Genomic DNA, 20,238 nt, shown 5'->3' with positions numbered 1-20,238 from the left:
CCTATAACAACATGAGGCCGCACCTTAGTCTCAGAATGAAAACTCCAAATGAGGTGCATGAAAAAAGCCAACAGCTGACGCTGTTGACTTATTAGAAATACTGTCAACGTATTTTAGGACGAGACAGGCTGTATCTGTTTTTTTCTCATCTCCCGAACTCTTCTTGTTCAACCCCTGAGCTTAGATTGGTGATATTTAAATCAATCACCTAATCAAATCTAGTATTTATAAAGCGATTATTAAAAACTATTGATCGTTCGTTTCACTTTGTGTTACTTTCCTGCGCAATCTCGGAATGACCGATGTTCAAAAAGAGCAGCGATTACTTCTGGGGGATACGCGTAGTGACCATTCTTGCTGATTGGGACATTACGTAGGGTAGGTATCGGCTAATCCTTTAGCTGATAGACGGGATACTTATGGCGCAATTCGCCATGCTAATGGGAAACCCAACATTGAATACACTAATAACAACATTGCTAATCAGCTCTGCATTTCCAAAAGGGCCAGTTCTTCATAGCTGTCCGATACTGCAAAAATGTCCAATTCTTCAAAACAGTAGCATTACTGAACCTTGAGCTCGCGCTAACTAATTTTTGCTGTCCTAAGACGGCCTAATTTCGTATTCGTCATTTGACTTATGCGAGCGTACAGCTATATCTCATTTCTAGACAATACGCGTGTTTCACGGTGAACTCTCTCAAAATCAGCAGAGGGTTAGTGTGTCATTGCGTCTGATGGAGATGAGTATGAACAGATTCAAGGGGACTTTTATGACTACCGCCTTTGAAGTCGATATTAATACTATCGCAAATTCATTTTCAACTATGGTTCCTATCGTAGAGGGAACTTATGACCTAACACCTGACGCTATTTTGCTTGAGCAAGAACAGCATGAGTCGGATGTACGCTCTTACCCAAGACGCCTGCCTATTGCAATTAAGAGAGCATGTGGCGTTTTAGTTGAAGATACTCGTGGCCAACTCTTTCTCGATTGTTTAGCCGGTGCAGGTACACTTTCTCTGGGTTATAACCACCCTGAGATCAACCAAGCACTCAAAGATCAACTCGATTCAGGTTTGCCATACCAAACGCTTGATATCACGACGCAAGCGAAAGATACGTTTATCAAGCGAGTTAAAGCCTTTCTTCCTCAAGACTTTTCAACTAACTCGGTGATCCAATTTTGTGGCCCATCTGGCGCTGACGCTGTAGAAGCTGCGATCAAGCTCGCTAAGCAAACCACAGGTCGCAACACCATGTTTGCTTTTCGTGGCGCATACCATGGTATGACTAATGGCACCATGGGTATGATGGGCAACCTAGGTACAAAAGAACGTCGCAGCGGCTTGATGTCTGACGTACATTTCATGCCTTTCCCGTACAACCTTCGCTGTCCATTTGGCATTGGTGGTGAAGCGGGTGCCAACGCGAGTATTCGTTACATCGAACGTATGTTGAATGACGACGAGTCTGGCATTATGAAACCGGCTGCTATGATTGTTGAGCCAGTGCAAGGTGAGGGTGGTGTGATTCCTGCTCCTGCATCTTGGTTACAAGGTTTACGTCGCATCTGTGATGAGCATGGTATCTTGCTTATCTTTGATGAAATTCAGTGTGGCGTTGGTAAAACAGGTCATCGCTTTGCGTTTGAAGAATCAGGTGTTAACCCTGATATCTTATGCTTGTCTAAAGCGATTGGCGGCGGACTGCCTATGTCGCTGCTTGTATTTGATAAGAGCATCGATACATGGAAAGCGGGTGAGCACACCGGTACATTCCGTGGTAACCAATTAGCAATGGTATCTGGCGCTAAAGCATTAGAAATCATCGAGCGAGATGGTTTGGTTGAGCACGCGAACATCGCAGGCCAATATTTACGTCATGGACTAGAGAAGATTCAATCTCGCGTGAACTGTATTGCTGAAGTTCGTGGTAAAGGCTTGATGCTTGGCGCTGAGATCAAACGACCAAATGGTGAGCTTAATAAGTTTGGCGAACCACAATCAGACGGTGATCTAACCCTAGGGATTCAACGAGCGGCATTAGAACGCGGTTTGATGGTTGAAAAGGGTGGTCGTGATGGTTCGGTAATTCGTTTCCTTCCACCTATGATTATCTCTTTTGAGCAGATCGACTTTGCATTGCGCGTCATTGAAGAAGCGATCATCGCAGCGGGTGGTGGTTTACGACAAGACCAAACACAAAGCGAAGAATCAAATCAGGAATGGAACAAGCATTTTATCCAGACGGGTTTAGGCGGTAGCGACGAATTTGCTAGCGTGATGAACCAAACTACTCAAGCGATGAAAGCGGTTTTTGAACAGGTTGAAACCCCTTATTCGGGTTTAGACCCAAAGATGCTAGAAGCAGCTATCAACGCTGTCGATCTCGATAACAACCAACACGCTTTGGTTGATGTTGTGGACAGCACGGCTGACTTAGTCGCAGCGAACTCTATCTTTGTGCAACACCCAGACTGCATTGCACACCTTCACACTCCTCCTCTTATGGCTTCTGTCGCTGCGGAATCGATTATTGCTGCTTTGAATCAATCAATGGATTCATGGGATCAAGCATCGGCTGCGACTTATGTTGAGCAGCGTGTGGTGGATTGGATGTGTGAAAAGTATCAACTTGGCGAACAAGCTGACGGTGTTTTCACCAGCGGTGGCACGCAAAGTAACCTTATGGGTCTATTGCTTGCTAGAGACTGGGTGGCCGATAAGCACGATGGTCATTCTATTCAAAAGTTGGGCTTGCCAGAGTACGCAAAGAAACTGCGTATCTTATGTTCAAAGAAATCTCACTTTACGGTTCAAAAATCCGCCTCTCTAATGGGATTGGGTGAAGCGGCAGTGTGCTGTGTTGATACCAATGCAAACGGCACTATCAAAGCTGACTTGTTAGATGCAGAAGTGAAAGCGCTTAAAGCTCAAGGATTGGTTCCTTTTGCTGTGGTAGGTACCGCGGGTACAACCGATCACGGTGCTATTGATGACCTGGAAGCGATAGCTGATATCGCCAACCAACAAGGTCTTTGGTTCCATGTCGACAGTGCTTACGGTGGCGCGCTTATCTTAAGTAGCCATAAAGCTCGTCTGAAAGGCATCGAAAAAGCGGACTCAGTCAGCGTTGATTTCCACAAGTTGTTCTTCCAAACAATCAGCTGTGGTGCTGTGCTTCTCAAAGACAAAGCAAACTTTAAGTACCTACTGCATCACGCAGACTACTTAAACCGCGAGCACGATGAGCTGCCGAATCTAGTCGATAAGTCTATTGCGACCACCAAGCGTTTCGATGCACTGAAAGTCTTCATGACGATGCAAAGCGTTGGGCCAAAGCAACTGGGTGATATGTACGATCATCTCCTAGAGCAGACACTTCAAGTTGCCGATCTGATTCAGAAGCATGACGATTTTGAATTGCTTGCTGAGCCTTCACTTTCTACCGTGTTATTCCGATCTGTGCCTAGTAATGAACAATCAGCAAACAGCGTTCTTGATTTAGACAAACTGAATCAGACGTTAAGGCTGGAGGCGCTGACTCGTGGCGTTGCCGTGCTTGGCGAAACGGTCGTTGATGGTAAAAGTGCGCTGAAATTTACTATCTTGAACCCGTGCTTAAAGACATCAGATTTCAAATCTCTAATTAACAAAATTCAAACTTTAGCTATTGAGCTAGCAGAACAACAAGGGTAATTAAAACTATGGCTATTCTACAAATTGGTGCAGGCGGCGTCGGTTGGGTTGTTGCACATAAAGCAGCACAAAATAACGAAGTACTGGGTGATATCACGATCGCTTCTCGCACAATCGCGAAGTGTGAAAAAATCATCGAATCTATCAAGGGTAAAAACAACCTTAAAGATTCAACTAAGAAACTAGAAGCACGTTCAGTAGACGCTGACGATGTTGATGCGCTTGTTGCTTTGATTAAAGAAGTTAAGCCTGATCTAGTGATCAACGCTGGTCCTCCTTGGGTAAACATGGCGATCATGGAAGCGTGTTACCAATCGAAAGTCTCTTACCTAGATACATCGGTAGCGGTTGACCTATGTTCTGAAGGTCAACAAGTACCACAAGCTTACGATTGGCAGTGGGGTTACCGTGAGAAGTTCGCTGAAGCGGGCATCACTGGTATTCTTGGTGCTGGTTTTGATCCAGGTGTGGTATCAATCTTTGCTGCGTACGCGGTTAAGCATTTGTTCGATGAGATTGATTCAATCGACGTGATGGACGTGAATGCTGGCGATCACGGCAAGAAGTTTGCGACAAACTTTGACCCAGAAACCAACATGCTTGAGATCCAAGGCGACTCTTTCTACTGGGAAAACGAAGAGTGGAAACAAGTAGCTTGTCACTCTCGTATGCTTGAGTTCGAATTCCCTAACTGTGGCTCTCATAAAGTGTACTCAATGGCACACGATGAAGTGCGTTCAATGAGAGAGTTCATCCCTGCTAAGCGTATCGAATTTTGGATGGGCTTTGGTGATGCATACCTGAACTACTTCAACTGCATGCGTGATATCGGTCTTCTAAGCCCAGATCCGCTAACACTGCACGATGGCACTGTGGTTCAGCCTCTACATGTTCTTAAAGCGCTGCTACCAGATCCAACATCTTTGGCTCCGGGTTACACGGGCTTAACGTGCATCGGTACTTGGGTTCAAGGTAAGAAAGACGGTAAGGAGCGCAGCGTATTCATCTACAATAACGCAGACCACGAAGTGGCTTACGAAGACGTTGAGCACCAAGCAATCTCTTACACAACCGGTGTTCCTGCAATTACGGCTGCACTTCAGTTCTTCCGTGGTGAATGGGCTGACAAAGGCGTGTTCAACATGGAACAGCTAAACCCAGACCCGTTCCTTGCAACGATGCCTGAAATCGGTCTAGATTGGCATGTTCAAGAGCTAGAGCCTAAACAAGGTCTACCTCTGATCCACACTTTGAAGTAATTTCTGGTTCTTTGCCCTTGCTGCGTTGTCCATCGTGCTCATTTACATTCGTAAACTTCGCGCGATGTCCTAGCTACAAGGGCGAAGTTCTGCGAATTCCATTCAAAGTCATATGATTGACGAGAACTTATAATTACAAGCCGATGCTGTTGCGTCGGCTTTGTTCGATTATCATGTGCCTTCGTGAACTCGAGGGCCGCAAGGTATTAACATGCAAAACAACGAACTAAAAACGCCTTATTTCATGATCAACGAAGAGAAGTTGATTGCGAATTTAGAGATAGCTAAACAGCTGAAAGAGATTTCAGGTGTGAAGCTGGTATTGGCACTCAAGTGTTTTTCGACATGGGGTGTGTTTGACATCATCAAACCTTATCTCGATGGCACGACAAGCTCTGGCCCATATGAAGTGAAGCTTGGCCACGAAACCTTTGGTGGTGAAACGCACGCTTACAGTGTGGGTTACAGCGAAGATGACGTGAGAGAAGTCGCTGACATCTGCGACAAGATGATCTTCAACTCGCAAAGCCAGTTAGCGGCTTACCGTCATATTGTTGAAGGTAAAGCTTCACTGGGTTTACGTTTAAATCCGGGTGTGAGCTACGCAGGGCAAGACTTAGCAAACCCTGCACGCCAATTCTCTCGTTTGGGTGTTCAAGCTGATCACATCAAGCCTGAGACTTTCGATGAGATTAATGGCGTCATGTTTCACATGAACTGTGAGAACAAAGACGTCGATGCATTTATCGGCTTGCTTGATTCAATCTCAGAACAATTTGGTGAGCATTTAGATAAATTGGACTGGGTGAGCATGGGCGGTGGTGTGTTCTTCACATGGCCGGGCTATGACATTGAAAAGCTTGGTCTTGCGCTAAAAGCCTTCTCTGAAAAGCACGGCGTGCAGATGTACCTTGAGCCGGGTGAAGCCATCATCACTAAAACGACGGATCTTGTCGTGACAGTAGTTGATATCGTAGAGAACGTGAAGAAAACGGCAATTGTCGATTCAGCTACCGAGGCGCACCGCCTAGATACGCTTATCTATAATGAACCAGCATCGGTATTGGAAGCGTCTGAAAATGGCAGCCATGACTATGTGATTGGTTCGTGTTCATGTCTTGCGGGCGATCAGTTCTGCGAAGCAAGCTTTGATGAGCCGTTGAAAATTGGTCAAAAGCTGCATCTGTTAGACAGTGCGGGTTACACCATGGTGAAACTGAACTGGTTCAACGGCCTTAAAATGCCTTCAATCTACTGCGAGCGCAGCAATGGCGAAGTTCAAAAGCTGAATGAGTTTGGCTACGAAGACTTTAAACGTTCATTGTCACAATGGTCAGTTAAGTAACAGAGTCATAGCTTCAGAATAGTAAAAAGAGCAGCCGATGAGCTGCTCTTTTTGTTTTCTTGTTCTAACCGTTAAGTGTGATTCGTTTAACTCTCAATAATCACACGAGTATCTTCGCTGAGGGTTTCTAGTTCATTGACCACGTCATCTATTAGAACTTCAATTGGTAGTTTAACAGCGATCTTGGACGTAAATAGGCTTGAGCTAACGCCACCACCACCGGCGATGAAGACTCGGTGGCAATCCATATCGAGAATGCTGATACCTTGCCTATCTAGGACATGTGTCACTTCGTTGACGATGCCTGCTCGGTCGTTAGAGTCGAGTCGTAAGTGGTGTATTGTATCTTGAACATTATGTATATGGTCTGAATCGACAAACTGTACAATGAGGTCGGCGTTGGCGCTAAAGGCGTCTTTCACTACCGATTCGTTAATGGCTGGAAGTTGAACTTTTAATACGCCTGCGACTTGGTCTTCAATAAAGTTAACTTTACTGATGAGCCATTTCCCGTCGTTTTCGTGAGTAACCGCAGCAAGTTGCTTGATTGTTGCTGGTGATGCTTTTCCGATGAAATTTACGATAAATGTACTGTTCATATCAGCCCCCAAAGTCTCAATTAATCGTTGCTAATTAAATGTTTGATATCACGCGATAAAGTTCTTTAATTTCAGTGTAGAAGTTTACATCGAACAATGTTTGACCTACGTCAATTTTTGAAACTAAGCTGCGGGGCAAAAAAAGAGAATGAAGAGTAGGGCACAAAAAAAGCGGCTAGAGAGCCGCTTTTTAGAAGAGTTATCGCTGTTATTTGTGATTCAGAAGCTTATCAAGCAACGAGTAAACAACTTAGCAAATAACGTAGAAGTTGGTTTAGAAGGTTACTTTGAAGTTCATACCAACAAACTGAGAATCATATCGTGCACCAGCATCGTAGGCGAATCGAGCGGCATCTTGGTTATCCCACCAAGGGTTAGTATTCAGGTTAACTTCTGCGTCACCACCCCAAGCATCACTTACCCAATAATGGATATGGCCAACAGGGTTTAGGAAGAATAGAGACACATCACCCATAGTTTGAGAGCCCATCACTTCGCCACCAGAAGAGACAATATCTTGCTCCGCTTCTAGCATCAATTCACCGACAACAGCACCGAAGAATGGAGTGATGAAGAGATCTTGCCAAGACGGTACTTCAGCAAATGCTTCTACACCGTATTCCCAGAAGAATGTAGACATGGTCCAAGAGTACAAGAAAGACTCAAATTCATCGTAACCAGCGTGTCGAGCTGCGGTGTAGTAAACACCACCAAAGTATGGGTGCATGACATAGTTCAGGAAGTGTTCGTCACGGTCCCATACAGGGCCTTCAGAAACATTGTCCTTCCACTTCTTACCTAGCGCACTGATATCACGTTGGTCATCATCCCACTTAGTGATGCTTTCAGGTAGCATAGTCATTAGACCAACCGTTGCGACACTTAAACCAAGAATGGTGTAGGTTTGACCCATAAGGTAGTCCCAATCTTTGCCATCGCTAACGGTAAGATAGATAGGTTGTTTGTCGATCGAGAGATCGTACTGATCACTTGATTCGCTTAGTGCATAGTTCTTGCTAGGCTTGTAGGTGTACAAGTTTTCATTAACACAGTAGTCTTGAGCACATTCATCCGAGTAAGAAAGGTTGATTGGCTGGTCGAAGTCGTATTGGCTTGCAACCGAGTTAACTGACATTAGCATTGAAAATGCAGCAGTAACCTTCATTAATAACGGTGATTTGGCCACAAGGGTCTCCATGAGATGTTAAGAATTGATCAGGGTCACAATTATCTATTAAATGCCTGATTTAGGGAACTAATAATTTATCGCTTTTCCTAATAAAACCTTAGATTTAACATTATTAATATTTGTGAAAAGGCGAAATGTCTCAAATTCAACCATAGACCAGTTTGTAAATAATGCAGTGTCTTTTTATGACTACAAGGGATAGAAATATGACGAAAATCGCAATGTTAAGCACCGGTGAAGAAGTTCTTCATGGAGACATTGTAGACACAAACGCAGCTTGGATGTCTGCTGAGTTTTACCAGCATGGTTTTGCTCTGGCTAAACGTTCAACTGTGGGTGACCAAATGAATGCTCTGATCGAAGAACTTTTGATGCTGAGCTTTAACTATGATGTGGTTATCGTCAACGGTGGTTTGGGACCGACAACTGATGATATGAGTGCTGCGGCCGCTGCTGCTGCTTCAGAACAGAGGTTGGTTATGTTTCCTGAATGGCTTACTCGTATGGAAGAGATGTTTTCTGGACGTGGTATGCCGATGCCTGACAGCAACCTCAAGCAAGCGCTGTTACCAGCTAGCTCAGAGATTGTTGATAACCCTGTAGGTACAGCTTGCGGCTTCAAACTACAAATCAACGATGCGACTTTCTATTTCACGCCGGGTGTGCCGAGTGAGTTTAAGCGTATGGTGATGTTTGAGATTCTTCCTGATCTGTCGCGCACTTATCCTCAAGTGGTTGCGTCTGAATGCAGCCGACTGTTTACGTTTGGTTTATCTGAGTCAGGCATCTCTGACGTTCTGGACCAATTAAAGCTTCCTGAAGGCTATGAGCTAGGCTACCGTTCTTACTTGCCATTTATTGAGGTGAAGCTGTTTGGGCCAAAATCTGGGTTAGAAACTCGCGTTAAGTTAATGCAGATGGTTTACAAACTGTTAGAAAGTAACGTGGTAAGTGTTGACGAGCCGATGATTGATCATATTGGTCATATTATGGCTGAGAGAAAGAAGACCTTATCAGTATCGGAAGTGTCGACCAAAGGTGCGCTGTCGGCTTGGCTGCAATCGAATGAGCAGGTTGAAGATTGTTTTGGGCATTCTTGGGTCATGGCAGAACCAAAAGAGGGTGAACTCGAAAAAAGCGATCCATTAGCCGCAACCTTTGCACTGGCTGGCGCAACAAGAGAAAAGTGCGGTACTGAATTAGCCTTGGTGACCGGTAAGTTGGAAGGCAACACATTCAGTATTGCGTTGTCGAGCGAAGCGGGTGAGTGGGGCCAAGTACTTGAGTTCTATCGCCAATATAATCGAGAAGACGCGCGTACCATTATCAAAACCGTTGCGGCAGATATGTTGAGAAGGCATTTAGATAACAAGCCGATGTTTGGTGATTACTCTTCACTAAAACGAGTGAAAGATATGTTTATCCCTTCGGCGATCATCAAGTAAGCAGCTTTTGTAACTAATCAAGTTCTCTTGAGCCAAGACCTCTTGAACTCAGGTTAAGTCAGAACAAATAAAAAGGCCCAACATCTAAATAGGTGTTGGGCCTTTTGTTTATCTAGCCTTCTAGATAACCAGACAAGCTGCGATGTTTACACGTAATGCGTGACTACAAACCGCTTGTCATATGTAGACTGTAGAACAAACCACGGCCAATGAGTTCTGAAGCTAAGAACAGTACCAATGCTAAGCCCAGGTTTACTGGGTTCACTTTTGCTTTGTTCAGCATAGGTAGAATCCAAACTAGTAAGCTTGCCATCAGCAATGCCACTTGAAGAATCACATAGCTGCCTAAACCGTCAACCAACTCAGATGCTTTTGCCGCTGAAGTTTGAATGTCACCGATTAGGTTCAGTTTTCCTACTGTCACAAGCAAGCTGATAGCAACTGCGATAACAGCCAGCATGGTGATGTTGCGGTCAACTGTAAAACGACTGTCGTTTGCGAATACAATCACGAACTGAGATAGCAGCAAGCCGCCCACAACCATCGTCATGATGAAGCTCAGTGGTGTGTAGATGTTGTCCCATGTTGGTACTGTGTTGATCATGTATACGTTAATCATCGCGTACATGAAGATAGCGCCCAGCACCATAGCTGCAACCATCAGTGCTTTTTGGATGGCAACGCCACCTTTCTTAAGCACAGACAGTAGCCATTGCAGGCCGCCTATTGCGAAGAATGCCGCACCGAAGAATACTTCGTTAGACAACCAAGCAGAACCTAGCTGGTTAAAGGCGTTAAACGCGCGCAGCGGAGAACCAAGGTGCGTTGTCGAGAACATGAAACCAAGACCCATTAATGCCCAAAGAATGAACATTGGAACCTTGTAGCTGTTTAGTTTCTCTTCGTCATGCCCAAGTACCAGCGCGCGTGCGCCAATAAGTAAGTAACCACCCACTGCAGTTTGCGCCAGCACCGTAAAGAAGATCAAAGACCACTCATGAAAAATCATCTTACACCTCCTTCGGGTTTGCTAGGTGACCACTGGTATCGCCAGTAGGCTTCGCGTTTTTGTTCAGCTTAATCACGATGTTTGGCAGCGTTTCATTTGAAGATGGCAGTGGTGCTACATCTGCACCAGAGCCGTACTTCTCACGAAGTGTATTGATCTCACCAAACTCCAATGCACGAAGTGGGCAAGATTCAACACAGATAGGTTGTTTGCCTTCCGAAACGCGCTGGTAACAACCGTCGCATTTGGTCATATGACCTTTTTTAGCGTTGTATTGCGGTGCGCCGTAAGGACACGCATTGCTGCAGTGCTGACAACCAATACACACACTCTCGTCAACCACAACCAAGCCATCTTCGTCACGTTTGTGCATGGCACCTGATGGGCAAACTTTCACACACGCAGGGTTAGTACAGTGGTTACACGCAATAGAAAGGTAGTAAGAAAAGACATCTTTCTGTACCCAGGTGTCGCCATCTTGGGTGAAGCCACCACCGGCGTATTCGTATACGCGGCGGTAATTCGTTTTGATGTCTAGATCGTTATAATCTTTACAAGCAAGCTGACAGGTTTTACAACCCGTGCATTTACTTGAATCAATGTAAAAGCCGTATTGTTTCATTCCAACCTACCTTATGCTTTATTTAGCGCTTTGATTTGTACTAGGTTTGTATGCTGAGGATTACCCTTAGCAAGTGGACTCGGGCGCTGAGTGGTCAGCACATTAATAGAGCCCGCATGGTCGATCTTCTGACCATCTGGTGCATACCATGCACCTTCACCTAGTGCGACAACTCGAGGAAGGATCCTTGGTGTCACTTTTGCTGGAATATGAACTTCGCCACGGTCGTTGAAAATGCTGACCATGTCGCCATTTTTAATACCGCGCTCTTGAGCATCTATTGGGTTGATCCACAACTCTTGCGGTGCCGCTGCTTTTATTTCTGCAACGTTGCCATAAGTTGAGTGGGTGCGCGCCTTGTAGTGGAAACCCGTTAGCTGAAGTGGGTACTTCTCTGCTAGTGGGTCGTTGTGGCCTTCAAAAGAATCCGCGTAAATTGGAAGCGGGTGAATCACTTCGTCTTCTTTCAATTTCCAAGTCTTAGCGATATCAGCTAACTGCTCAGAATAGATCTCGATCTTGCCACTTGGTGTTGTCAGTGGGTTCGCTTCTGGATCGTTACGGAAGTCTTCGTAAGCGATGTAGTGGTGGTCGTAGCTACGTTTGTAGATACCCAGCTGTTTCATTTCTTCGAAAGTTGGAAGTGTTGGGTCGTTCTTACGAGTTTCAGCGTAAAGGTGTTCAACCCATTGCTCTTGTGTACGGCCCTCAGTGAACTCTTTTTCCACGCCCATGCGCTTCGCTAATTGAGAGCACATTTCATAGATAGATTTCGCTTCGAACTGAGGCTCGATCGCTTTCTGCGCGAAGATGAAGTAAGGCATGTTCGCCGCTTTACCATCCATACACCAGTCGTCTTGCTCTGATGTTGTTAAATCAGGCAGGATGATGTCAGCGTATTTCGCAGAAGACGTCATGTGGTTATCGACCACAACAATCATTTCACACGCACTTTCATCTTGAAGAATAGCGTGAGTTTTATTGATGTCTGAGTGCTGGTTAATAAGACAGTTGCCCGCGTAGTTCCAGATCATCTTGATTGGGTTCTCAAGGCGCTCAGCACCGCGAACACCATCAGTTACGTCGGTCATTTCGTCGTGACGGTAAATAGCGTCGGTCCACATAAACATTGAAATGGAAGTTTCAACTGGGTTTGGCACGGTAGGGAAGCGAACAAATGGAATGTTGATGTCACTTTCACGAGCGCCAGTAGAACCACCAGATACGCCAACTGAACCTGTCAGTAGTGACAGCATTGCGATTGCACGACAAGCTAGCTCACCGTTCGCTGTGCGTTGTAATCCCCAACCTTGGTGAATAGCACACGGTTTTGCTGTGCCCATTTCACGGCCAAGTTTAACGATGGTATCCACTGGAATACCCGTGATTTTTGATGCCCATTCAGGTGTCTTCACTACGCCATCTTCACCTAAACCTAGGATGTAAGATTTGTAGTCGCTGTTTTTAGGCGCTGATGCAGGAAGTGTCTTCTCATCGTAACCGACACAATATTTGTCTAGGAACGGTTGGTCGACAAGGTCTTCCGTGATCATCACGTGTGCTAGGCCCGCAACCAAAGCAGCATCAGTAGACGGGCGAATTGGGATCCATTGGTCTTCACGGCCACCAGCAGTATCTGTGTAACGTGGATCGATGATGATCGTTCTTGCGTTCGACTTGTTTTTACTTTCAACGTAGTGGTGGATCAAACCGCCGCCAGACATACGTGTTTCAGCAGGGTTGTTACCAAACTGGACATTAAGTTTCGTATTTTCTAAGTCAGAGAAAGAGTTGTTGTTTGCCCAACCACCGTAGGTGTAGCTCAAGCCTTTCGCGATTTGTGCCGTTGAGTAGTCACCGTAATGGTTTAGGTAACCACCACTTAGGTTCATCAAGCGTGCAATCAATGTTTGTGCGGGTGGCCAAGATCTAGTCACTGTACCACCAAGCGTACCAGTACCGTAATTTAGGTAAATGGTATCGTTGCCGTAGTCTTTGATAAGGCGTTGCATCGTACCAGCAATTTCGTCGTAAGCTTCTTCCCAGCTAATACGTTTGAATTTACCTTCACCACGTTTGCCAATGCGTTTCATTGGGTATTTCAGGCGATCTGGGTTGTAAACACGGCGTCGCATAGAACGACCACGTAGACAAGCTCGAACTTGGTGATGACCGTATTCGTCAGTACCTGTGTTGTCTGTTTCTACGTATTTGATTTCACCGTTTTGTACATGCATACGTAACGGGCAGCGAGAGCCACAGTTTACTGTACATGCACTCCATACGATTTTCTCATCCACACTCTCAGCAACCGCAGCCGCTACTGGCTTGGATTTGAAAGGTAAAGCGATACCGCCTGCGAGTGCGGCTGCACTACCTACCGCAGAAGAAGCTTTCATGAAGCCTCTTCGAGTAAGATTCATTACCCCAGATTCTTTCTTATTCGTCATTCTAAGATGCCTATTGTTATTGATGGATAACACTTTATAGGTAGTTTTGTTTATTTGTTTCTATTTTTAAATGTTGATTGACTGGTATCAAATAAGTTCGAAATTTAAATGTTATGAATCGAATGTATAAAATAGATCAAAGAATTTAACTGCCGTATTTATATAATTATCGTTAAACCAATTACGGTATAAATAAGAATGATTATTGATACGCATAAATTGCTCGGTTCATTATTTTATCAAGCAACAAATAAAGAACAGTTAATAGATATTGTTCAGGCTTTAGTAGAGAACCAAGTATTATCAGAAGATTGCTTGTTGGCACTTCAAAATGAACAGGAAGATATGCTTACTGCAGAGTTTAGCCGACTGTTTGAAGGCGTTGGGGATATGCCAGCTCCGCCTTGGGGCTCTGTCTACCTAGATAAAGACCGTGTGGTGTTTGGCGTATCGACTGTGGAATATCGACAGTTTTTAGAATTGAATCATATTGAGTTAGATACAGGCTTAAGAGAGCCAGAAGATCAATTTGGTTTAATGTTATTCGCTCATGCGTATTTGTTAGAAAATAACAATATTGATTCAGCCCGTGAATTACTTGAGTTGCATTTATTAACTTGGTCTTCTGTCTATTTAGAAAAATTACATTCTGCGTCAGAGTTATCTTTTTATAAAAATCTATCAAGCGATGCAATTGATTGGCTTAATAAATTAACATCTGAATGTCATTTAAACGTTGTTAATAAAAACTTATATATCGATTGATGTCTGAACAAATAAATTCAAATAGGCGCGGTTTCTTAACTCGGCTCTCTAAACCGGTTAAAGCCGCCGCGAGTTATGAAGAGAAATCACCGCGCCTACATGCAAGGCCGCCAAGAGCTGTCGATGAGGTGCTGTTTGAGCGCCTTTGCGACGGTTGTAGTTTGTGCGAGCAAGTGTGTCCGAATAGCGTTATTGAGATGCTAGAGGGCAGTGCGCTGCTGAACTTAGATTACAACAGTTGTTCGTTGTGTGATAAGTGCAGCGAAGTATGCCTGACTGGCGCACTTCATCAAACGGTCACGCCCTATATCGACCTTAAGCCTAGCTTTGCTGATAGCTGTAACAACTACATGCAAATGGATTGCAATGCGTGCCAGACCGCTTGTTCAGCGGGTGCTATACATATCGAAGTTGGGGAGCTGCCTGTGGTAGCTCAAGATAAGTGTAATGGTTGTGGAGAGTGCCGAAGTGCTTGTTATATTGGCTCCGTGACTCTGAACCTGACTCAGCAGTAAACGTCTGGCTTGGTGGCAGAGGGCTAACAGTAAGACTTAGATTGGGTTATAGGTGAGTTGGTGTCAGAGGCCTAAAGACATGAATAGAAAAAGGGTCCGCATTCCTAGAGAAGGCGGACCCTTTTTAATACTTGTTATCTTTGAAGAAGCGTTGCTTTAAACCTAAAGCGTTTCAAAAATAAAGCGTTTGAACTTACGTGATTTTATCTAAAGTGAAACCAAACAAAATAAAACCAAGCAAGCGAACTTATGCCGAATGGGTTAGGCGCGTTTCTGCTTACTTCTGTGAATCACGTTACTCAGCGACAAATCGGTTTTTGCTTTGCAGATGCATGGCAAAATTTCATCACCTTGTGTGTAAGCCATAGCAAAACCAACGTACTCAACTTCACCTGAATCCAACGTGCAACGACAAGCGCCACAGTGCCCATCTCGGCAGTTGTATTCTGGTTCTAAGCCCGCTTGTTCCATTGTTTCCAATAGAGTATTCGACGGGTTAGATTCAATCGAAGTCAGCTTGTTGATTTTGATTGTTGGCATTACAGCTCAAATCCTTCAAAGTCATCAGCTTTTACTTCGTTGTCGATTTGACCAACTAGGTAAGAACTGATTTCAGCTTCTTGCGGAGCAACCTGCACGTTATCTGAAGATAACCATGCGTTAATCCATGGGATTGGGTTCGATGTTGCTTCTGGGTAAGCTGTACCTAGACCAACCGCTTGCATACGGATGTTCGTAATGTATTCAACGTATTGGCAAAGAATATCTTTGTTCAGACCAATCATAGAGCCATCTTTGAATAGGTATTCTGCCCACTCTTTTTCTTGCTCTGCTGCTTCTTTGAACAGGTCGAAACATTCTTGCTTACACTCTTCAGCGATCTGCATGAATTCGAAATCATCTTGACCGTTACGTAGCAAGTTGATCATGTGCTGTGTGCCAGTAAGGTGAAGTGCTTCATCACGAGCGATTAGCTTGATGATCTTAGCATTACCTTCCATTAGCTCACGTTCAGCGAATGCGAATGAACATGCAAAGCTCACGTAGAAACGAATCGCTTCCAGTGCGTTTACAGACATTAGACATACGTAAAGTTTCTTCTTCAGGTCGTGAAGTGAAATTTTAACGTTTTCGCCATTGATGCTGTGATTGCCTTCACCGTAACGGTGGTAGTCAGCGGTTAGCTTGATTAGGTCATCGTAGTAAAACGCGATGTCTTTCGCTCGCTTCAGGATCTCTTCGTTTTCAACGATGTCGTCAAATACTACGCCTGGATCATTCACGATGTTACGGATGATGTGCGTGTATGAACGAGAGTGAATCGTTTCAGAGAATGACCATGTCTCAATCCAAGTTTCAACTTCTGGCAGTGATACCAAAGGAAGTAGGGCAACGTTAGGGCTGCGGCCTTGGATAGAATCTAGAAGTGTTTGGTACTTCAAGTTAGAGATGAAGATGTGCTTTTCATGCTCAGGAAGCTTGTTGTAGTCGATACGGTCGCTAGACACATCTACTTCTTCTGGGCGCCAGAAGAAAGAAAGCTGCTTTTCGATCAACTTTTCGAAGATTTCGAATTTCTGTTGGTCGTAACGTGCAACGTTTACCGACTGACCTAAGAACATTGGTTCTTTTAATTGGTCATTTTTTTGTTGAGAAAAAGTACTGTAAGCCATAAATGCCTCAAATCCTTCAAAAGATCCGCAGTAAAAACGGACCCTGTTAATGCTTTAAACCCAGAGAAGATAACTTCTCTGGGGTCTTAATGTTTATTGCGGTTTAGATCTTACAACCGCCGCCTTCACAATCTTCTTCAGGCACTTGAACTGCATCGCCTTGGTCGTCTTTAGCACCATCACGAGTGTTATGGTAGTAAAGCGTCTTAACACCGTATTTGTACGCTGTTAGCAAGTCTTTAAGCAGTTGTTTCATTGGAACCTTGCCGCTTTCGTAACCACTTGGATCATAGTTAGTGTTTGCAGAGATAGCTTGGTCAACGAATTTTTGCATGATACCCACTAAGTGAAGGTAACCATCGTTCGAACCAATGTTCCAAAGTAGCTCGTAATTCTCTTTAAGGTTTAGGAAATCAGGAACAACTTGCTTTAGGATGCCGTCTTTCGACGCTTTCACTGATACGTAACCACGTGGTGGCTCGATACCGTTAGTTGCGTTCGAGATTTGAGACGAAGTCTCAGAAGGCATAAGCGCTGTTAGCGTAGAGTTACGCAGACCGTGCTCCATGATCTCTTCACGTAGCGTATCCCAATCGTAGTGCAGTGGCTCTTCACATACTAAGTCGATATCTTTTTTATAAGTATCGATTGGCAGTAGGCCTTTCGCGTAGTTGGTCTCGTGGAAAGATGGGCAACGGCCTTGCTCTTTCGCTAGTTCAACAGACGCTTTTAGCAGGTGATATTGAATTGCTTCAAAAGTACGGTGAGTCAGGCTATTTGCGCTGCCATCAGAGTACTTAACACCATTTTTTGCTAGGTAGTATGCGTAGTTGATTACACCCACACCTAGAGTACGACGGTTCATTGTCGACTTACGTGCTGCTGGAAGTGGGTAGTCTTGGTAATCAAGCAGTGCATCAAGTGCACGAACAACCAATTCAGAAAGCTCAGCCAAGTCGTCTAGCTCGTTGATTGCACCTAGGTTGAACGCAGATAGCGTACATAGTGCAATCTCACCTTCGTCATCTTCTACGTTAGAAAGCGGCTTAGTTGGTAGCGCGATTTCTAGACATAGGTTCGATTGACGAACAGGTGCTACTTCAGAATCAAACGGGCTGTGTGTATTACAGTGGTCTACGTTCTGAATGTAGATACGACCAGTAGAAGCACGCTCTTGCATTAGCAAAGAGAATAGCTCAACCGCTTTAACGGTTTCACGCTTCACTGATGGATCGTTTTCATACTTAACGTAAAGCGCTTCAAAACGGTCTTGGTTTTCGAAGAACGCGTCGTAAAGGCCAGGTACGTCAGAAGGAGAGAACAGGCTGATGTTGCCACCTTGAACTAGGCGAGAGTACATAAGCTTGTTCAGCTGTACGCCATAATCCATGTGACGAACACGGTTCTCTTCAACACCACGGTTGTTTTTCAGAACCAATAGAGACTGAACTTCACCGTGCCATAATGGGTAGAATACCGTTGCTGCACCGCCACGAACACCACCTTGAGAACAACATTTCACTGCTGTTTGGAAGTATTTGTAGAAAGGGATACAGCCAGTGTGGAACGCTTCACCATTACGGATTTCAGAACCAAGCGCACGAATACGGCCTGCGTTGATACCAATACCAGCACGTTGAGATACATAACGAACAATAGAGCTTGCTGTTGCGTTGATAGAATCTAGGCTGTCACCACATTCAATTAGTACACAAGAACTGAATTGACGAGTAGGCGTACGTACACCAGACATAATTGGTGTAGGTAGAGAAATCTTAAACGTAGACGAGGCATCGTAAAAACGTTTGATGTAATCCAGACGAGTTGATTTCGGGTATTTACCGAATAAACACGCAGCAACTAGGATATAAAGGAACTGAGCACTCTCGTAGATTTCTTTTGTTACACGGTTCTGCACGAAGTATTTACCTTCAAGCTGCTTAACCGCCGCGTAAGAAAAGTTTAAGTCACGCTTGTGGTCGATGTACGCGTCAAGCTCTTCGAATTCAGCTTTCGTATAGTCTTCCATCAGGTGGCTATCGTATTTACCCATATCAACCAGTTTTGCAACGTGGTCATAAAGAGCTGGTGGCTCGTATTCACCGTACGCTTTTTTACGTAGGTGGAATACTGACAGGCGAGCTGCTAGATATTGGTAATCAGGAGTCTCTTCAGAGATTAAATCCGCCGCTGACTTGATGATAGTTTCATGAATGTCAGTAGTGGTGATGCCATCGTAAAACTGAATGTGAGCTTTCAATTCTACTTGTGATACAGAAACATTGTGCAAGCCTTCAGCTGCCCATGTGATCACGCGATGGATTTTCTCTAAATCGATGGTTTCTTTACGTCCGTTACGCTTGGTAACAGTAAGTTGTTGGTTCATTCTGCTTAATTTCCCTAACAAAACTGAACAAGGCCGTGTTTTTGTGTATTTCTGTGTAATTTGTGTAAATTACGTTTCGGCTTTGTGATCTTGGTCTACCCATATATTGTAGCTCAAACACTACATATAGGGGTCATTTGTTTGTTGGGTTACAAGATAGTGCTACAACTGATATTTTTCAAGGTAAAGAAATGGGAGTACTTGTGGATAAGTGGTGAATTGAAAAAAAACTGTAAGTGACCACTAACTGATGAAGATAGATGTGACTTGATTGTATAAAAGTCGGCTTTTAATGATGCTTTATTTTTGCACGCCCATAAAAAAAAATCCCTTGATCTTTGAGTAAAACGGGCGAAGGATTTTGGGTGATTAAATTTAAAACGAGGTGCTCAAAATGGAAGCTAGCGCACGAAATTTAGACTGAAAAAAGTCGCAAACTTATGTTAATTGCAACCTTTTTCATTCGTCTTTTTTTTGAAAAGATTTTACAGCAGGAGAGCTGATTTATTTAAGCGAAGTTTTGCGTATGCACGATGTAATTAACTTCTACACTACGACCTAAACGGTAGGTGTCTGTCAGTGGGTTATAGTGAAGCCCAGTGATGCCTAATTCTTGTAGAGGCGTGTTATCGACCATCTTGATAAGTTCTGCAGGACGAATGAATTTTTCATGATCGTGAGTACCTTCAGGGACAATCTTCAATAGCTTTTCTGCTCCGACAATCGCAAATAGGTAAGATTTGAAATTACGGTTTAATGTAGAGAAGAAAACGTGGCCACCTGGTTTTACCAATTTTGAACAAGCGGTAATAACAGATTGCGGATCTGGCACATGCTCCAACATCTCCATACAGGTAACTACATCGTAAGCTTGTGGGTTCTCTTCGGCATGGTCTTCAATCGTGCTTTGGATGTAATCTAGCTTGGTGCCTGTTTCAAGAGCATGGAGACGCGCTACTTCTAAGGGCTCTTTACCCATATCTAGCCCGGTCACTGCCGCACCTTCAACAGCCATGCTTTCAGCCAAAATGCCACCACCGCAGCCTACATCAAGGACTTTCTTACCAAAAAGGCCTTCGGTTTTCTCTAGCACGTAATTTAAGCGCAGCGGATTGATTTGATGTAGTGGCTTAAACTCGCCTTCTAGATCCCACCAGCGCGACGCCATGTCTTCGAATTTTTTGATTTCTGCTGGGTCTACGTTCTGTGATTTAGTCATAATCGGCATTTCCAAGTTAAATAATGCATCCATGAAATTGCAGGCATTATAACTTGCCTTT

Annotated in this window: 15 protein-coding genes; 6 read left to right on the top strand and 9 right to left on the bottom strand. The window is 44.3% G+C overall.

All coding sequences use genetic code 11. The annotated features are described in order from the left end of the window. The first annotated feature begins 749 nt into the window (after positions 1–749). From AACW75_RS12160 to nspC, 3 genes are all read left to right on the top strand, one after another. Positions 750–3,701, top strand: a complete 2,952-nt coding sequence (locus AACW75_RS12160) for a pyridoxal phosphate-dependent class III aminotransferase (RefSeq protein WP_186437206.1) — start codon at positions 750–752, stop codon at positions 3,699–3,701. Positions 3,702–3,709: 8 nt separating this feature from the next. Then, positions 3,710–4,960, top strand: coding sequence for a carboxynorspermidine synthase (locus tag AACW75_RS12155; protein ID WP_145571235.1), 1,251 nt, complete (start codon positions 3,710–3,712; stop codon positions 4,958–4,960). Between the two features lie 211 nt (positions 4,961–5,171). Continuing rightward, positions 5,172–6,305: a carboxynorspermidine decarboxylase gene (nspC, locus tag AACW75_RS12150; RefSeq protein ID WP_237297814.1), complete on the top strand. Its 1,134-nt coding sequence runs from the start codon at positions 5,172–5,174 to the stop codon at positions 6,303–6,305. An 86-nt stretch (positions 6,306–6,391) separates the two neighbouring features. Here nspC and AACW75_RS12145 read toward each other — a convergent pair whose 3' ends face one another. After that, positions 6,392–6,904 carry a glycine cleavage system protein R gene (locus tag AACW75_RS12145; protein WP_017072992.1) on the bottom strand — a complete coding sequence of 171 codons (513 nt, stop codon included), beginning with the start codon at positions 6,902–6,904 and terminating at the stop codon, positions 6,392–6,394. A gap of 274 nt (positions 6,905–7,178) precedes the next feature. Then, positions 7,179–8,090 (bottom strand): DUF3943 domain-containing protein, encoded by a 912-nt coding sequence (locus AACW75_RS12140; RefSeq protein WP_237297813.1) that lies wholly within the window; start codon positions 8,088–8,090, stop codon positions 7,179–7,181. A 209-nt stretch (positions 8,091–8,299) separates the two neighbouring features. On the opposite strand from AACW75_RS12140, the gene AACW75_RS12135 reads away from it, so the two are divergent. After that, entirely contained in the window at positions 8,300–9,538 is a 1,239-nt protein-coding gene (locus AACW75_RS12135; protein WP_237297812.1) for a CinA family nicotinamide mononucleotide deamidase-related protein, read from the top strand. A gap of 163 nt (positions 9,539–9,701) precedes the next feature. On the opposite strand, the gene AACW75_RS12130 is transcribed toward AACW75_RS12135, so the two are convergent. Genes AACW75_RS12130 through AACW75_RS12120 form a run of 3 tightly spaced genes read right to left on the bottom strand, consistent with a single transcriptional unit; the run spans position 9,702 to position 13,619 of the window. Beyond that, a complete protein-coding gene (locus tag AACW75_RS12130) occupies positions 9,702–10,547 on the bottom strand; it encodes a dimethyl sulfoxide reductase anchor subunit family protein (protein ID WP_237297811.1) in 846 nt (281 codons plus the stop codon). A 1-nt stretch (position 10,548) separates the two neighbouring features. Next, on the bottom strand, positions 10,549–11,169 hold the full coding sequence (locus AACW75_RS12125) for a DMSO/selenate family reductase complex B subunit (protein WP_016789263.1): 621 nt from the start codon (positions 11,167–11,169) through the stop codon (positions 10,549–10,551). Between the two features lie 11 nt (positions 11,170–11,180). Then, on the bottom strand, positions 11,181–13,619 hold the full coding sequence (locus tag AACW75_RS12120) for a DmsA/YnfE/YnfF family dimethyl sulfoxide reductase (RefSeq protein ID WP_237297810.1): 2,439 nt from the start codon (positions 13,617–13,619) through the stop codon (positions 11,181–11,183). A gap of 198 nt (positions 13,620–13,817) precedes the next feature. On the opposite strand from AACW75_RS12120, the gene AACW75_RS12115 reads away from it, so the two are divergent. Together AACW75_RS12115 and napF are read left to right on the top strand one after the other, a co-directional pair. Further along, entirely contained in the window at positions 13,818–14,384 is a 567-nt protein-coding gene (locus AACW75_RS12115; protein ID WP_145571227.1) for a TorD/DmsD family molecular chaperone, read from the top strand. After that, on the top strand, positions 14,384–14,899 hold the full coding sequence (napF, locus tag AACW75_RS12110; RefSeq protein WP_145571225.1) for a ferredoxin-type protein NapF: 516 nt from the start codon (positions 14,384–14,386) through the stop codon (positions 14,897–14,899). Before AACW75_RS12115 ends, napF begins: the two co-directional genes overlap by 1 nt. Positions 14,900–15,160: 261 nt before the next feature. Here the strand turns inward: napF and yfaE are convergent, their stop codons facing one another. The 4 genes from yfaE to ubiG all read right to left on the bottom strand — a co-directional run bounded on the left by yfaE (position 15,161) and on the right by ubiG (position 20,210). Continuing rightward, a complete protein-coding gene (gene yfaE / locus AACW75_RS12105; RefSeq protein ID WP_017632068.1) occupies positions 15,161–15,439 on the bottom strand; it encodes a class I ribonucleotide reductase maintenance protein YfaE in 279 nt (92 codons plus the stop codon). Continuing rightward, positions 15,439–16,572: a class Ia ribonucleoside-diphosphate reductase subunit beta gene (gene nrdB, locus AACW75_RS12100; protein ID WP_017072983.1), complete on the bottom strand. Its 1,134-nt coding sequence runs from the start codon at positions 16,570–16,572 to the stop codon at positions 15,439–15,441. Before nrdB ends, yfaE begins: the two co-directional genes overlap by 1 nt. 103 nt (positions 16,573–16,675) lie before the next feature. After that, the gene (gene nrdA / locus AACW75_RS12095; protein ID WP_017072982.1) at positions 16,676–18,958 is read right to left on the bottom strand and encodes a class 1a ribonucleoside-diphosphate reductase subunit alpha; all 2,283 of its coding nucleotides are present in this window, start codon (positions 18,956–18,958) and stop codon (positions 16,676–16,678) included. A gap of 508 nt (positions 18,959–19,466) precedes the next feature. Next, positions 19,467–20,210 carry a bifunctional 2-polyprenyl-6-hydroxyphenol methylase/3-demethylubiquinol 3-O-methyltransferase UbiG gene (gene ubiG / locus AACW75_RS12090; protein WP_017072981.1) on the bottom strand — a complete coding sequence of 248 codons (744 nt, stop codon included), beginning with the start codon at positions 20,208–20,210 and terminating at the stop codon, positions 19,467–19,469. Positions 20,211–20,238 lie beyond the last annotated feature (28 nt).

Origin of the sequence: Vibrio sp. L3-7 (genome assembly GCF_963898195.1) — a bacterium.
In the GTDB taxonomy this organism is placed as follows: domain Bacteria; phylum Pseudomonadota; class Gammaproteobacteria; order Enterobacterales; family Vibrionaceae; genus Vibrio; species Vibrio echinoideorum.
The sequence above is the reverse complement of the archived record's forward strand: the minus strand, read 5'-3'. Positions and strand labels throughout refer to the sequence as shown.

What these genes read in the sequence shown, in the direction of transcription:
- AACW75_RS12160 (WP_186437206.1), top strand. Translation starts at nt 750, where the DNA reads ATGAACAGATTCAAGGGGACTTTTATGACTACCGCCTTTGAAGTCGAT.
- AACW75_RS12155 (WP_145571235.1), top strand. Translation starts at nt 3,710, where the DNA reads ATGGCTATTCTACAAATTGGTGCAGGCGGCGTCGGTTGGGTTGTTGCA.
- nspC (WP_237297814.1), top strand. Translation starts at nt 5,172, where the DNA reads ATGCAAAACAACGAACTAAAAACGCCTTATTTCATGATCAACGAAGAG.
- AACW75_RS12145 (WP_017072992.1), bottom strand. Translation starts at nt 6,904, where the DNA reads ATGAACAGTACATTTATCGTAAATTTCATCGGAAAAGCATCACCAGCA.
- AACW75_RS12135 (WP_237297812.1), top strand. Translation starts at nt 8,300, where the DNA reads ATGACGAAAATCGCAATGTTAAGCACCGGTGAAGAAGTTCTTCATGGA.
- AACW75_RS12130 (WP_237297811.1), bottom strand. Translation starts at nt 10,547, where the DNA reads ATGATTTTTCATGAGTGGTCTTTGATCTTCTTTACGGTGCTGGCGCAA.
- AACW75_RS12125 (WP_016789263.1), bottom strand. Translation starts at nt 11,169, where the DNA reads ATGAAACAATACGGCTTTTACATTGATTCAAGTAAATGCACGGGTTGT.
- AACW75_RS12120 (WP_237297810.1), bottom strand. Translation starts at nt 13,619, where the DNA reads ATGACGAATAAGAAAGAATCTGGGGTAATGAATCTTACTCGAAGAGGC.
- AACW75_RS12115 (WP_145571227.1), top strand. Translation starts at nt 13,818, where the DNA reads ATGATTATTGATACGCATAAATTGCTCGGTTCATTATTTTATCAAGCA.
- napF (WP_145571225.1), top strand. Translation starts at nt 14,384, where the DNA reads ATGTCTGAACAAATAAATTCAAATAGGCGCGGTTTCTTAACTCGGCTC.
- yfaE (WP_017632068.1), bottom strand. Translation starts at nt 15,439, where the DNA reads ATGCCAACAATCAAAATCAACAAGCTGACTTCGATTGAATCTAACCCG.
- nrdB (WP_017072983.1), bottom strand. Translation starts at nt 16,572, where the DNA reads ATGGCTTACAGTACTTTTTCTCAACAAAAAAATGACCAATTAAAAGAA.
- nrdA (WP_017072982.1), bottom strand. Translation starts at nt 18,958, where the DNA reads ATGAACCAACAACTTACTGTTACCAAGCGTAACGGACGTAAAGAAACC.
- ubiG (WP_017072981.1), bottom strand. Translation starts at nt 20,210, where the DNA reads ATGGATGCATTATTTAACTTGGAAATGCCGATTATGACTAAATCACAG.